Raw genomic sequence first — 14,342 nt, forward strand, 5'->3', positions numbered from 1 at the left:
TGCCAGGCTCCTGGCCGGCGCAACACTCAGGATGGACGCAAGAGCCCTTCCCGTCGGTGCGACAGCGCACACACAGGACATCTCCTGGCGATCAGGGTGAATCAGCGGCTCTATTTCCGCTCAGGGGGCTGCCGCAACCAGTTGCTGGCGGATGGTGGCGACGATCTGCGCTGGCGGTTGGCCATGGGGCAGCGCCACCGCGAGCCTTCCCTGCGCATCGATGACGTAGGTCACCGAAGAGTGGTCTACGGCGTACTGCCCTTCGGCGTTCGGTGGCTGCTTCTGGTACCTCGCGCCATACTGCTGGGCGACGGCAGCGATCTGCTGCGGCGTGCCGGTGAGGCCGATCAGGCCTGGGTGAAAGAAGGGGGCGTAGTCCTTGAGACGGTCGGGCGTATCGCGCTCCGGGTCGAGCGAGACGAAGATCGCCTGCACGCGCTGGCGTTCGCCAGCTTCGAGTTCGGAAAGGGCCTGCGCCAGCAGCGACAGCGACGTGGGGCAGACATCCGGGCAGTAGGTGTAGCCGAAGTAGATCAACACCACTTTGCCGCGATAGTCCTTGAGGGCCACCGGCCCCTGCGGCCCCTGCAGGGTAAAATCGCCGCCAGGCGGGCGGGCGGACTGCGGCAGCTGGCTGTGCGGCTCGACGCGGGAGATCGCCCTGGGCGAGACGGGTTCCCAGAAGGCTGCGAGGTAGAGCAGAACGCCGCTCAACCCGATGATCAGCACAATCAGGAGGCCTCTCGTTCTCACTGGCGTCTTGCCGGAGTCAGTTGCCGGTGACGAAGCGGAAAGGAACCGCGACGAGGGCCTTGCCGGTATCGACGAGCACGGTGGCCTCCCACTCCATGCCGCCGGTAATGCACACCGGCAGGCTGGCCTGCCCGGCGAAGCGGTGGTCGTTGCCGCTCTGTCTTTCCAGTTGCGACCGGTTGTAGCCCATCCTCATTTCGGTGCCGGTAAAATCGACCTCGACTTTTCGCACTTCGCTGCCGCTGAAATTGGCCTCTAATTGCAGCGTCTTGAGCGCCGGGATCGGCCGTGGTTCGATCGAGAAGCCGATTTGCCCACCATCCGGCAGCGTCGCGACGCAGGCCTGCTGGCTCAGGTTGCAACTCGACAGCGGCAGCGCGACATCGGTCTTGGGATTGAGCAGCGGTGCCAGCTTGTAGCCGACGACGCCGAGGATGGCAAGTCCGAGCAGAATGGTGGCGTCGAGGAGGAGGTTCTTGGTCATCGTCTGAGGGTGAGGATCGGCCGGCGGCTGTGCGGCGCCTGCATTATCGCCTGATGAGAGGCTGCCGGATTATCGGCCAGGGCATGTCCCCACGGCGTGCGGCATATTGCCGCAGCGGCGCTGGGCCGCCTGGCGACCGACTGGCGGCAAGGTGACTGCCCAGGAATCACCGCTTCGCGTCTACTGCGGCGCAACTTGACAATTATCAACGCCACCCGGCGAGCTCATTGCTAGATTGGTTGCATCGATTCACATGGACCACGGAGTTGGCAGTGAAGAAAGTCATTCTGGCGGCCCTTCTGGCAATGATCGCCGCGCTTGCTGCCCAGGCCGGGCCGCCGGCACACAGGGCCGAGGGTATCGAAGGCAAGGATTACCGGTGGAACGTGCCGACGGGAGAGAAGCTCGAGGCGCTGAAGCTCAAGGGTGACAGGAAGCGCGGTGAGGAAGCCTACGAGGTATGCGTTGGCTGCCACCTTCCGTCGGGTGCTGGCCGCCCGGACGGGACCTTCCCGCAGCTGGCCGGGCAGCATAGCACCGTGCTTCTCAAGCAGATGGCGGACATCCGCGCCGGTCTGCGCGACAACCCGACGATGTACCCGTTCGCTGCGACCTTGACCGACGCGCAGGAACTGGCCGACGTCGCTGCTTACATCGAGCAGCTTTGTATCCCGCGGGAACACGGCAGGTACGAGGGCAAGGATGCCGACAGACAGGTGGCAATCGGCAGAGCACTCTACGAAAAGGAGTGCAAGGATTGCCACGGGGCCAGCGGGGAGGGGGTCAAGGAAAAGTTCTACCCGGTGATCGCCGGCCAGCACTACCGGTACCTGCTGCGGCAAATGACCGAGATCCGCGACGGGCGACGACGCAACGCCAACCCGGAGATGGTCCGGATCATCGAGAAGTACAGCAACGACCAGCTGGTCGCCATTGCGGCCTACCAGTCCAGCCTGGTGATGCCGGGCAGCCTGTGCAAGGCCAAGGGGCCAGCGAACCGGAAGTAGGCAGGACTTGCGCTGGTGGCACCTGCGCTGGAAGTGCAAAGGCGCGCCGGTAAGGCTTGTAGCAATCACATTTGCGCCAACGGCGCCGTTTGAGTGACACCCATGACTAGACTATTGACGCTGCTGGTGACCGTTCTGCTGGCTGCCTGCGCCTCGCCAAACCTGCGCGGTACCGGTGATCTCGGGCTGGTCATCGAGCGCGCCAGCGGCCAGGTGACCCTGGTGGACACCAGTCGGCGCCAACCCTATGCGCGTATCGCCGGCCTCGGTGACCTGTCGCATGCCTCCGTGGTCTACTCGCGCGATGGCCGCTACGCCTACGTCTTCGGCCGCGACGGCGGGCTGACCAAGGTCGACCTGCTCGAGGCGCGGGTGGTCAAGCGCGTACTGCAGTCGGGCAATGCGATCGGCGGTGCGATCTCGCAGGATGGGCGAATCGTCGTCGCACAGAACTACACGCCGGGCGGCATCAAGGCCTTCGATGCCGAAACGCTTGAACTGCTCTCGGAAGTGCCGGCGGAGTACGCCCCAGGCAGCCTTTCAAAAGTCGTCGGCCTGGCGGATTTGTCGGGTAATCGCTTTGCCTATGCGCTCTTTGATGGCGGCGAGATCTGGGTGAGCGACTTCTCCGACCCCAGACGTCCGCAGACGCAGCGCTATCCGGCGGGGCAACAGCCCTACGACGGGCTGGTGACGCCGGACGGTCGCTACTACCTGGCCGGGCTCTTCGGCGAGGATGGCGTCGCCCTGCTCGACACCTGGCAGCCAGAGCAGGGCAGTCGCCGCATCCTGCAGAACTATGGGCGGGGCGAGGAGAAGCTGCCGGTTTTCAAGATGCCGCACCTGCGTGGCTGGTCGATGGCGCAGGGGAATGCCTATCTACCGGCGATTGGACGGCACGAGGTGCTGGTCGTTGCCGGCGGCAGCTGGCAGGAAGTGGCTCGCATCAAGGTGAAGGGTCAGCCGGTGTTCGTCATGGCGCGGCCGGATGGCCGGCAGGTGTGGGTGAATTACGCGTTTCCGGATAACGGCTGGGTCGAGGTGATCGATACACTGAGCGGCCAGGTGATAAAGACGCTCGCGCCGGGCAAGGCCATCCTGCACATGGAATTCACGCCGCGTGGCGAAGCGGTCTGGCTTTCCGCGCGCGACGACAACCGGGTCGTGATCTACGACACCGCGACCTTCGAGAAAGTCGGCGAGTTTGCGGCGCAGGCGCCGAGCGGCATCTTCTTCACCAGCCGCGGCAACCGAACAGGGTTTTGATGGAAATGCGGGAAGGGGCGCTCGATTTCCGCCTGCTGAATGAGTTTCAGCGCGACTTTCCGCTCTGTTCGGCGCCCTTTGCCGAGCTGGCGTGCCGCCTGGGGGTTCCCGAGGGTACTGTCCTGCGGGGGCTTGAGGCGCTGCGCCGCGAAGGCAAGATCGCGCGCGTCGGCGCGGTCTTCGCGCCCAAGCGAATCGGCGCCAGCACGCTGGCAGCGATGGCGGTGCCACCGGCGAAGCTTGCTGCAATCGCCGAGGTGGTCAACCGCTTCCCGGAAGTCAACCACAATTACGAGCGCGAGCACCGCTACAACCTCTGGTTTGTCGTCACGGCCGGATCGGAAGGGCGTTTGGAGGCCGCCCTTGCGGCTATCGAACAGGCAGTGGGCTGGCCGATGCTCCGGCTGCCGCTGCTGCACGAATACCACATCGACCTCGGCTTTGCGCTCGATGGCAGGGACGAACGGCCGACCAGAGGCGCCACTTTGCACAGCCACGCTTTCATACCGCCGACGCCGCTCGACGAGGACGGGCGTCGCCTGGTCATGGTCCTGCAGGAGGGGCTGCCGCTGTTCATCCGTCCGTTTGCGGTGCTTGCCAGCCGTCTCCGCTGTGATGAGGGCGAGGTCATCGAACGTATTCGACGCTGGTGTGCCGAGGGCATCATCAAGCGCTTCGGAGTGATCGTCAGGCACCACGAGCTCGGCTATACGGCCAACGCGATGCTGGTGCACGATGTTCCCGATGCCGGTGTCGACGAAGTTGGCGAGCGGCTGGCGCGTGCCGGCGGTGTGACGCTGTGCTACCGGCGCCCACGCGTGCCGCCGGAATGGCGCTACAACCTGTTCTGCATGATTCACGGCCAGGCTCGGGCCCAAGTCGAGGCCAGGATCGCCGAACTTCGGGTACAGCTGAAGCTCTCCGATTACGCTTGCGATACCCTCTTCTCGCTGACTCGCTTCAAGCAGGGTGGCGCGCGTTATGCGTGAGCCAACGCAGATTGACGCGCTGGACCGCGCGATCATCGATGGTCTGCAGGGTGGTTTTCCGATTTGCGAGCGGCCTTATGCCCAGGTCGCCGCCGGACTCGGGATGAGCGAGGCGGAATTGCTCGAGCGTCTGCAGCGGATGCTCGACGCGCGGCTGCTGACCCGCTTCGGGCCAATGTTTCAGGTCGAAAGGATGGGCGGTGCCTTTGTGCTGGCAGCGCTGCGTGTGCCCGAAGGAGATTGGCAGCGGGTGCTCGAGGTCGTTAACGCCTTGCCCGAAGTCGCCCACAACTACCGCCGCGAAAGCGAGCGCGGCGGCGGGTTCAACATGTGGTTCGTGCTGGCCACCGAGAGCGAGGCCGGCATCGATGCTGCGATACACCGGATCGAAGCGGCGAGCGGCCTGCCGGTTTTTCCCTTTCCGAAACTGCAGGAGTACTTTGTCGAGATGAAGCTGGTGGTGCGGGCATGAACGGGACCTTCGACGCCGTCGACCGGCGCCTCGTTCTGGCGACCCAGGGTGGCCTGCCGCTGGTCCCTCGCCCGTATCATCAGTTGGCCGAGCAGGTCGGCATTCCAGCCGAGGAAGTGATGGCCCGCCTGGCGCGCATGCTCGAGAGAGGCGCTATCCGCCGTATCGGCGCCGTACCCAATCACTACGCGATCGGCTATACGGCCAACGGAATGAGCGTCTGGGATGTGCCGGACGGGTGCATCGACGAACTCGGGCGGCAGGTTGGCGAGCTTGCTTTCGTCACCCACTGCTACCATCGGCCGCGCCGGCTTCCGGACTGGCCGTACAACCTGTTTGCCATGGTGCATGGCGGTTCCCGCGCCGAGGTGATGGCCAAGGTGACGGAGATCGCCCGGATCATTGGCTCTGATTGCCGGGCGCATGATGTGCTTTTTTCGACTCGCATTCTCAAGAAGACAGGCCTCAGAATCGGTGCCTGAGGGGTGGTGGGACGATGGCGATCTCGCGCCGAACCGGCTTGAAACCGGTAGCGATGTCACCATCTAACCGGCACCGATCGTGGTGTCTGGAGTTGCCAGGATGAGTGCATCAAGAATAGTGGTTTGCCCGCATTGCCATCGCCCCAACCGGGTCCCCGAAGCGCGTCTCAGCGAGGGGGGACACTGCGGTCATTGCCAGTTTCCGCTGTTTGACGGAGCTCCGGTGGCGTTGACCGCTGCCAGCTTCGAGCAGCACGTCGGGCGCTCTGAATTACCGATCGTGATCGACTTCTGGGCACCGTGGTGTGGCCCCTGTCGAGCGATGGCGCCGGCGTTCGCTCAGGCCGCGCGGCAGCTCGAGCCGGATTTTCGCCTGGCCAAGGTCAATACCGAAGACGAGCAGGCGCTCGCCGCCCGCTTTGGCATTCGCTCGATCCCGACGCTAATGATCTTCCGCGGCGGGCGAGAGGTCGCCCGGCAAGCCGGCGCCATGGATGTGGCAGGCATCGTGCGCTGGGCCCGGTCGAGCGGCTGAGCATTTGCTGGCCGGGTTTCCGGGGGGTTCCGTGCAGCGCCAGGCGCTGGCAGGATGGGGAAGGGCTGCGGGCGATGCGCTCACACCTGATATTGTTCGACCGCCTTGCGCATGCGGCGAACGGTGGCACTCAGGGACTCGACCATGGCTTCGGTTTGCCGGGTCACCGCCACGTTCTCGTCGGTCATCAGCGCGACGCGCTCGACGTTCCGCGCGAGCTCGGTCATCGCCGCCTGCTGCTGACTCGAGGAGTGAGTAATCTCGCTGACCATGGCAACGGTGGTGCTCATCTGCTCGTTGATGCCGCGCAGCGCTTCGCGGGCTTCCTGCACCAGGCGCACACTCTCCTCGACCTCGTGCGCGCCGCTGCGCATCCCTTCAACCGCCTGCCTGGTTTCGCTCTGGATGCTGCCGATCATCAGGGTGATTTCCTGTGTCGCCTTGCCGGTCCGTTCGGCGAGTTTACGCACCTCGTCGGCGACCACCGAAAAGCCGCGCCCCGCTTCGCCCGCACGTGCAGCCTCGATGGCCGCGTTGAGCGCCAGCAGATTGGTCTGGTCAGCAACTTCCTTGATGACCGCGACGATCCGGCTGATCTCCTCGGAGCGCTGACCCAGCGACTCGACCTGCTGTGCCGACGCCTTGACCGTCTCGGCCAGTGAGAGAATGGTCTGGCTCGCCCGCAGCGAAAGCTCCTCGCCAGCCTGCGCCACCGCCCCCGCCTTGTGCGCCGCCGCCTCGGTACTGCCGGCATGCGCCGCCACCTTGCCGATCGACTCCGACACTTCCTCGACCGCTGCCGCAGACGCGGTAGTGGCGTCGTTCTGGACGATCGCCGATCGGTTGACCTCGAGAACGCCCGCCTGCACCTCCCGGTTGGCGTTCTCGACCTGTTTCGCGCTGTCGGCCATGCCTTGTACCGTCGCCTGCACCGAGGCGATGAAGCGGTCGGCGAGGCGCGCGACGTGTCCGATAAGGTCGCGCCGGTTGATCTTCAGGCGCGTCTTGAGATCGCCGGTGGCGAGGACCGATTCGAGGTAGTCGGCGGTCGCCGCGAGGTCGCGCGCGACCCGCGGCGTCACCCAGAACAGGAAGAACAAGGCATAGACCACCGCGATGGCCGACAGCACGTGGTCCAGACGACCGAAGAGCACGTTCTCCGTCAGGCTGGCGAGCAGCGCCAGGAGGCCGGGGAGAATGGCCAGCAGGCCCATGATCAGCATCTGCGTCGGCAATTTGGCGAACCACTCGACACCGCCCGGCAAGGCCCGCACGATGCGGCCGTGCTCGACGCGCAAGGATTTGTCGCCCTGCCGGATCCGGCGGTAGGCGTCTTCGGCGGCAGCCGTCTCGTGCCGGGTTGGCCGCGCGCGCACCGACTGATAGCCGACGATCTGGCCGTGTTCGCGCACCGGCGACGCGTTGGCGACGACCCAGTAGTAACCGCCGTCCTTGCGGCGGTTCTTGACCAGGCCACTCCAGGGGCGACCGGCCGCGAGGTCGGCCCAGAGGTCGGCGAAAGCCGCTTCCGGCATTTCGGGGTGGCGGACGAGGTTATGGGGCTGTCCGATCATCTCTTCGCGGGTGTAGCCGCTGATCCGGGCGAAAGCCTCGTTGGCTTCCTCGATCACGCCCTTGAGATTGGTACGGGAGTAAATGAACTCATCGTCGGGAACGATCGTTTCGGCCATGGTCACGGGCTGGTTGTTTCGCATCGGAGGCTCCGGTTCGTCTACAAATTCCTGCGATAGTGCCTGCTTGGCGCTGATCCGACAAGCCTCACTTGGGCTTTGCGCTGTTCCGGCCGATGTCCGTTCACCCCTGGCGGGCGGAGTCCCGGACAATGCTGCGAAAGTGCTCGACTTGCCGTCTCCGGCCGGGCTTTCCGCTGGTCGGGCAAACGGTTCATCGGGTCGAGGCGGAGGCACATGTATGAGGGGAAAGAGTCAATGCCTGGACACATCTGTTCGGCGCGCTGTTCGCGGTCACGGGATAGGTTGTCCTCGTGGAACTGGTCACTGCCCGCGGTGTGCTGTATGCGACCGGGATCATCTTCCAGGTGTGCGACCCCCGGCTCAGGCATGCGCATGGCGTGTGATTGTGCGCCTGCACGCTCCCAGCACCTACCAGGCGCCGATTGAGCCTGGGTGTCGTCCTCGCCCGTGGGGGCGCCCTGCATCTCCCAGAGCGGGGGTGCACAGCTTCTCAGCAGGCGTGCCGGCGAGGGTGGTTCGCCCAGACAACGGCGTCGGTGATGACGGCGATGACGCAGCAGCCGTTCCAGGCCCGGCCGATCGCCTGACCAGTTGCTGGCCGGGTTTCCGTTCGAAAGCTAGGTGCTGGCAGGCTGGGGGACTGCGGCGGCGATTGAAGAAAGATGGTCATTAGCCGGCGGACGGTTGATCTCGACCGAGACATGCACCAGTTCCTCGTGCTGGCCGAGAAGCTGCCTGACGGCCTCGGCGGTGACCATGGTGTCCTCGGTGACGAGACTGACAATCACCGCGAACTTCTCGCGGCCGACGCGCCAGACATGCAGGTCGACGATCTCCGGTGCCATCGGCCAGCCCGGCTTTTCGGCGATCGCCTGACGAATTTCTGCCACCACCGGGTGATCCATCTCCCGGTCAAGAAGCACACGGCCGGTATCGCGGATCAGTCCCAGCGCCCAGCGGGCGACGAGAACTGCGCCGACGATACCCATCAGCGGGTCTAGCCAGTCCCAGCCGTAGAGCATGCCTCCGAGCAGGGCGACGATGGCCAGCACCGAGGTGGCGGCATCGGCGATGACATGCAGATAGGCGGCGCGCAGATTGAGGTCATGATCACCGTGGCCATGGTGAGCGTGTTCGGCATGGTCGTGGTGGTGATCGTCGTGATGCTGACCAGAGCCGTGGTCGTGCGAGTGACCATGGTCGTGCGCACCGCCGAGGATCAGCGCGCAGACGACATTCACCGCCAGTCCGAGGACCGCGACGACGATCGCCTCGCTGAAACGGATCGGTTGCGGCGAGAAGATGCGCTCGAGCGAACCGGCCACCATCATCAGCGCCACACCGATGAGGAAGATGGCGCTGGCGAAGCCGGCGAGCACTTCGATTTTCCAGGTGCCGAAGGCAAAGCGATGGTCGCCGGCGTAGCGCCTCGCCGCTGCGTAGGCCAGCGCCGAGAGGCCGATGGCCACGGCATGCGAACTCATGTGCCAGCCGTCGGCAAGCAGGGCCATCGAGTTGTACCACCAGCCGGCGGCAATCTCGATGATCATCGTTGCGGCGGTAATCAGCATCACCAGGCGCGTGCCCTTTTCGGCAGCGAGATTGCCTTCGTCGAAGACGTGCGTGTGGATCCAGGGGGAGAGGTCGCGGCTGCGCATGCGTGGTCCTTGCCGGGCAATCAGAGGTACTTGGTGAGTTCCTTGAACTCGCGGATGGTGTCGTCGGGACTGCGCGATCCGTCGCGCACCGCCTGGTCGAGACAATGATCGATGTGGTCGTGCACCAGAGCCTTCTTGGCGCTGGCGACAGCACGCTCAACGGCCTGCAGTTGCTGGGCGATCTCCAGGCAGGGACGGCTGTCCTCAAGCATGGTGAGAATGCTCTTGAGGTGGCCCTCGGCGCGCTTCAGGCGCTTGATGATTTCCGGATGCGAGGCGTGCGTGCTCATGGCGTATCCTATCCCCCAGGATAGGATTGGCAAGGCAATTGGCGGCGAACGGTTGACCGCTCGATCCCCGGGGGCACCAGCTGGTCGTTGCATTCGCTCTCCTGAAAGCAGGTTCAGGGATGACTACGGAGGCGCTTGCCCTGCTTTGAGAGCAGCGACGTTTTCAGCTACAATCTGGATTTCCCGCTGCAGTCATCTCCATGATCAAATACGTATTCGTCACTGGCGGCGTGGTTTCATCCCTGGGCAAGGGTATCGCCGCCGCATCCTGGGAGCAATCCTCGAGTCGCGCGGCATCAAGGTCACCCACCTCAAGCTCGACCCGTACATCAACGTCGATCCCGGAACGATGAGTCCGTTCCAGCACGGCGAGGTCTTCGTGACCGAGGACGGCGCCGAGACCGACCTCGACCTTGGGCACTACGAGCGCTTCACCAATGCCCGCATGGAGCGGCGCAACAACTTCACGACGGGCCAGATCTACGATTCGGTGATCAAGAAGGAGCGGCGTGGCGAGTATCTCGGCAAGACGGTGCAGGTGATTCCGCACATTACCGACGAGATCAAGGCGCACATCCGGCGCGGCGCCGAAGGGGCCGACCTGGCAATCATCGAAGTCGGTGGCACGGTGGGCGACATCGAGTCGCTTCCGTTCCTGGAAGCAATCCGCCAGATGGGTCTGCAGGAAGGCCGCAACAACGCCTGCTACATGCACCTGACGCTGGTACCGTATATTTCGACTGCCGGCGAGCTCAAGACCAAGCCGACGCAGCACTCGGTCAAGGAGTTGCGGGAGATCGGCATTCAGCCGGACATTCTTCTCTGTCGTACCGACCGACCGATCCCGGAGGACGACAAGCGGAAGATGGCCCTGTTCTGCAACGTGCAGCGCGAGGCCGTGATCGAGGCGCGGGATGCTGATTCGATCTACAAGATTCCAGCCATGCTGCACGACCAGATGCTCGACGAGATCGTCTGCCACAAGCTCGGCATTCTGGCCAAGGCCGCTGACCTGACGGTGTGGAAGAGGATCGTGTATGCCCTTGAGCACCCTGAGCGGCTGCTCAACGTCGCCTTTGTCGGCAAGTATGTCGACCTGACCGAATCCTACAAGTCGCTGACCGAAGCCCTGGTCCATGCCGGCGTTGCCACCCGCAGCAAGGTCAAGGTCAGCTACATCGACTCAGAAGAAATCGAGCGTAGCGGTTGTGGCGCCTTGCAGGGCATGGATGCCATTCTGGTTCCTGGCGGTTTCGGACGACGCGGCACCGAGGGCAAGATTGCGGCGATTCGCCACGCCCGCGAGAACGGGATTCCCTTCCTCGGCATCTGTCTCGGAATGCAGCTCGCCGTCGTCGAGTTCGCCCGTCACGTCGCCGGCATGTACGGCGCGCACAGCACCGAGTTCGACCCGGGCTCCCCCTACCCGGTGGTGGGTCTGATTACCGAATGGCAGGACGCTTCGGGACGGATCGAGAAGCGTGACGAAAACTCCGACCTGGGCGGCACGATGCGCCTTGGCGGTCAGGTCTGCCAGCTTGGCGAAGGGACGATGGCCCGGGAGATTTACGGGCAGGCAGAGATCGTTGAACGCCATCGCCACCGCTACGAGGTCAACAGCACGCTGCTCGGCGAGCTGCAGGCGAATGGCCTGGTGGTTTCCGGGCGGGCGCCGGTGACCGATCTCTGCGAAATCGTCGAACTGCCGAAAGACGGGTCGAACGCGCACCCATGGTTTCTCGGTTGTCAGTTTCATCCCGAGTTCACTTCTTCGCCACGCAAGGGTCACCCGTTGTTCACGTCTTTTGTTCAGGCGGCTGCGGCGTATCGGGCGCAGGCATGAAGCTCTGCGACTTCAACGCCGGAATCGACCAGCCGCTGTTCCTGATCGCCGGTCCGTGCACGGCGGAGTCGCTGGAGTTGTGCGTCGAGGTCGCCGGGCAGATGAAGGAAATCTGTGCTGGTCTGGGTCTGCCCTACATCTTCAAGGCCTCCTACGACAAGGCCAACCGCAGCTCGGGGCGCTCCCCGCGCGGGCCGGGTATCGACGGCGGTCTGCAGATTCTCTCGGAAGTGCGTCGCCAGATCGGCGTCCCGGTGCTGACCGACGTCCATCGCGAGCAGGACATCGCCGCCGTGGCTGCCGTGGTGGATGTCCTGCAGACGCCCGCTTTTCTTTGCCGCCAGACCGACTTCATCCAGGCCGTTGCAGCTGCCGGCAAGCCGGTGAATATCAAGAAGGGGCAGTTTCTCGCGCCAGGCGACATGCGCAACGTGGTCGCCAAGGCCAGGGATGCTGCGGCTGGCGCCGATACGATCATGGTCTGCGAGCGCGGCGTTTCTTTTGGCTACAATAACCTCGTGTCGGACATGCGCAGTCTGGCAATCATGCGCGAGAGCGCCTGCCCGGTGGTTTTCGATGCGACCCATTCGGTGCAGTTGCCAGGCGGGCAGGGCACTGTCTCCGGTGGCCAGCGAGAGTTCGTGCCGGTGCTGGCGAGAGCTGCCGTGGCTGCAGGGATTCCGGGCTTTTCATGGAAACGCATCCGCGCCCGGAGATGGCGCTGTCCGATGGACCGAACAGTTGGCCGCTGCATCGCATGCAGAGCCTGCTGACGACGCTGGTGGCGCTCGATCGCGCCGTCAAGGCGGCCGGCCTGGAGGAACTCGGCTGATGGCCGCCTACCTGCTGGCGGAGGCGACGGTCAGCGATCCGCTCGCCTACGAGGGCTACCAGACGCTGGCGCAGGCGGCGATTGCGCAGTATGGCGGCCGCTACCGTGCACGCGGCGGCCGGGTCGAGGTTCTCGAAGGCGGCTGGACGAAGCCCGAGCGGCCTGGTGATTGTCGAATTCGATTCTCTCGAGCAGGCGAAGCGCTTCCATGATTCGCCCGAATACCAGGCAGCCAGAGCGGCGTGCCGGGGTGCGGCAGAAATGAACCTGCTGGTCGTTGAGGGTTTGCCTCTCTAACATTTTGCAGACAAAGGAAAGACCATGAGCTCTGTCGTTGATGTTGTCGCCCGCGAGGTTCTCGACTCGCGCGGCAACCCTACCGTCGAATGTGACGTTCTGCTCGAGTCCGGGGTCATGGGTCGGGCCGCTGTGCCTTCCGGTGCCTCGACCGGCTCGCGTGAAGCGATCGAGTTACGTGACGGCGATGCCGCTCGCTATCTCGGCAAGGGGGTGCTGCAGGCCGTCGAGAATGTGAACACCGAGATTTCCGAGGCGATCATTGGCCTCGATGCCCAGGAACAGGCGTTCATCGATCAGACGCTGATTCATCTCGACGGCACCGACAACAAGGCGCGTCTCGGTGCCAACGCCATGCTCGCGGTTTCGATGGCGGTGGCCAAGGCGGCGGCCGAGGAATCCGGCCTGCCGCTCTACCGCTATTTTGGTGGTTCCGGGCCGATGCAGATGCCGGTGCCGATGATGAACATCATCAACGGTGGCGAACACGCCAACAACAGCCTCGACTTCCAGGAGTTCATGATCCTGCCGGTGAGTCAGAATTCGTTCCGCGAAGCACTGCGTTGCGGCGCCGAGGTCTTTCACGCGCTGAAGAAGCTGCTGCACAAGAAGGGCTTCTCGACTGCGGTTGGCGACGAAGGCGGTTTTGCGCCCAATCTTGGCAGTCATGCCGAAGGCCCTGCAGCTGATCCTGCAGGCGATCGAGAACGCCGGCTACGGCCCTGGCGACGACGTGCTGATTGGTCTCGATTGCGCGGCTTCGGAACTGTACCGGGACGGCCGCTACCATCTGGCCGGCGAGAGCCTGCAGTTGAGTTCGCACGAACTGGTGGATTACCTGGCCAATCTCGCCGATCGCTTCCCGATCGTTTCGATCGAGGACGGCATGGCCGAGGGCGACTGGGATGGCTGGAAAGTGCTCACCGGCCGTCTCGGCAAAGGGGTGCAGATCGTTGGCGACGATGTCTTCGTGACCAACACCCGGATTTTCAAGGAAGGCATCAAGCAGGGCATCGGCAACTCGATCCTGATCAAGATCAATCAGATCGGCACGCTCTCGGAGACCTTCGCGGCGATCGAAATGGCCAAGCGCGCGGCCTACACCGCGGTCATTTCGCACCGCTCGGGCGAGACCGAGGACAGTACCATTGCCGATATCGCCGTCGGCATGAACGCGCTGCAGATCAAGACCGGTTCGCTGTCACGTTCCGATCGCATCGCCAAGTACAACCAGTTGCTGCGGATCGAGGAGGATCTCGGGGACACGGCCGGCTATCCGGGCCGTGACGCCTTCTACAATCTCTCCTGATCCCCGGACTTTCGCGCTCCGCTCCGATGCGCTGGCTGGCTGTCGCCCTGCTGGTGGTGATTGTCCTGCTGCAGCATCCGCTGTGGCTGGGCAAGGGCGGCTGGTTGCGGGTCTGGGATGTCGATCGGCAGTTGCAGCAACAGAAGGAAACCAACCAGCAGCTCGAGATGCGCAACGCCGGCTCGATGCCGAAGTGCGTGACCTCAAGCAGGGTTACGACGCGATCGAGGAGCGTGCCCGTTTCGAACTCGGCATGGTCAAGCAGGACGAGGTTTTTGTGCAGATTCCCCGACAAGCCGGCGAGTGACAAGGCCGCGGCACCGGCGGCCGGGAACTCGGCCAGCGGCGCGCGCGTGCCGGCCAAGCCGGCCAGGCCTTAGGGGCAGGGCCTGGCGGACCTGGGAGCCTAT

Annotated in this window: 13 protein-coding genes and 4 pseudogenes; 12 read left to right on the top strand and 5 right to left on the bottom strand. The window is 64.2% G+C overall.

Annotation, left to right across the window (positions count from 1 at the left end):
• Nucleotides 1-120 precede the first annotated feature (120 nt).
• A complete protein-coding gene (locus tag V5B44_RS15360; protein WP_332359879.1) occupies nt 121-753 on the bottom strand; it encodes an SCO family protein in 633 nt (210 codons plus the stop codon).
• A gap of 16 nt (nt 754-769) precedes the next feature.
• Nucleotides 770-1,237, bottom strand: a complete 468-nt coding sequence (locus V5B44_RS15365) for a hypothetical protein (RefSeq protein ID WP_332359880.1) — start codon at nt 1,235-1,237, stop codon at nt 770-772.
• A 272-nt stretch (nt 1,238-1,509) separates the two neighbouring features.
• Between V5B44_RS15365 and V5B44_RS15370 the strand changes: the two genes are divergently transcribed.
• The 6 genes from V5B44_RS15370 (at nt 1,510) to trxC (ending at nt 5,988) form a co-directional block, all read left to right on the top strand.
• Complete coding sequence (locus V5B44_RS15370; RefSeq protein WP_332359881.1) at nt 1,510-2,244, top strand: c-type cytochrome; 735 nt, start codon at nt 1,510-1,512, stop codon at nt 2,242-2,244.
• 102 nt (nt 2,245-2,346) lie between these two features.
• Nucleotides 2,347-3,510, top strand: a complete 1,164-nt coding sequence (locus V5B44_RS15375; protein ID WP_332359882.1) for a cytochrome D1 domain-containing protein — start codon at nt 2,347-2,349, stop codon at nt 3,508-3,510.
• A gap of 5 nt (nt 3,511-3,515) precedes the next feature.
• Nucleotides 3,516-4,499 carry a siroheme decarboxylase subunit beta gene (ahbB, locus tag V5B44_RS15380; protein WP_332360057.1) on the top strand — a complete coding sequence of 328 codons (984 nt, stop codon included), beginning with the start codon at nt 3,516-3,518 and terminating at the stop codon, nt 4,497-4,499.
• Entirely contained in the window at nt 4,492-4,971 is a 480-nt protein-coding gene (locus V5B44_RS15385; RefSeq protein WP_332359883.1) for an Lrp/AsnC family transcriptional regulator, read from the top strand. Before ahbB (V5B44_RS15380) ends, V5B44_RS15385 begins: the two co-directional genes overlap by 8 nt.
• Complete coding sequence (ahbB, locus tag V5B44_RS15390) at nt 4,968-5,453, top strand: siroheme decarboxylase subunit beta (RefSeq protein ID WP_332359884.1); 486 nt, start codon at nt 4,968-4,970, stop codon at nt 5,451-5,453. Before V5B44_RS15385 ends, ahbB (V5B44_RS15390) begins: the two co-directional genes overlap by 4 nt.
• A gap of 100 nt (nt 5,454-5,553) precedes the next feature.
• Complete coding sequence (gene trxC, locus V5B44_RS15395) at nt 5,554-5,988, top strand: thioredoxin TrxC (protein WP_332359885.1); 435 nt, start codon at nt 5,554-5,556, stop codon at nt 5,986-5,988.
• A gap of 80 nt (nt 5,989-6,068) precedes the next feature.
• Here the strand turns inward: trxC and V5B44_RS15400 are convergent, their stop codons facing one another.
• From V5B44_RS15400 to V5B44_RS15410, 3 genes are all read right to left on the bottom strand, one after another.
• Entirely contained in the window at nt 6,069-7,703 is a 1,635-nt protein-coding gene (locus V5B44_RS15400; RefSeq protein ID WP_332359886.1) for a methyl-accepting chemotaxis protein, read from the bottom strand.
• Nucleotides 7,704-8,320: 617 nt separating this feature from the next.
• Complete coding sequence (dmeF, locus tag V5B44_RS15405) at nt 8,321-9,361, bottom strand: CDF family Co(II)/Ni(II) efflux transporter DmeF (RefSeq protein WP_332359887.1); 1,041 nt, start codon at nt 9,359-9,361, stop codon at nt 8,321-8,323.
• Between the two features lie 20 nt (nt 9,362-9,381).
• Nucleotides 9,382-9,651, bottom strand: coding sequence for a metal-sensing transcriptional repressor (locus tag V5B44_RS15410; protein WP_332359888.1), 270 nt, complete (start codon nt 9,649-9,651; stop codon nt 9,382-9,384).
• 200 nt (nt 9,652-9,851) lie between these two features.
• Here V5B44_RS15410 and V5B44_RS15415 point away from each other — a divergent pair.
• From V5B44_RS15415 to ftsB, 6 genes and pseudogenes are all read left to right on the top strand, one after another.
• Nucleotides 9,852-11,494, top strand: a pseudogene (locus tag V5B44_RS15415) (CTP synthase).
• Nucleotides 11,491-12,326: pseudogene (gene kdsA, locus V5B44_RS15420) on the top strand (3-deoxy-8-phosphooctulonate synthase). Before V5B44_RS15415 ends, kdsA begins: the two co-directional pseudogenes overlap by 4 nt.
• A complete protein-coding gene (locus tag V5B44_RS15425) occupies nt 12,326-12,538 on the top strand; it encodes a DUF1330 domain-containing protein (protein ID WP_332359889.1) in 213 nt (70 codons plus the stop codon). Before kdsA ends, V5B44_RS15425 begins: the two are co-directional and overlap by 1 nt.
• Nucleotides 12,492-12,623, top strand: coding sequence for a DUF1330 domain-containing protein (locus tag V5B44_RS15430; RefSeq protein WP_332359890.1), 132 nt, complete (start codon nt 12,492-12,494; stop codon nt 12,621-12,623). The genes V5B44_RS15425 and V5B44_RS15430 overlap by 47 nt, the downstream gene beginning before the upstream one ends.
• Nucleotides 12,624-12,647: 24 nt before the next feature.
• Nucleotides 12,648-13,932, top strand: a pseudogene (eno, locus tag V5B44_RS15435) (phosphopyruvate hydratase).
• A gap of 26 nt (nt 13,933-13,958) precedes the next feature.
• Nucleotides 13,959-14,239, top strand: a pseudogene (ftsB, locus tag V5B44_RS15440) (cell division protein FtsB).
• Nucleotides 14,240-14,342 lie beyond the last annotated feature (103 nt).

Source organism: Candidatus Accumulibacter necessarius, assembly GCF_036625085.1.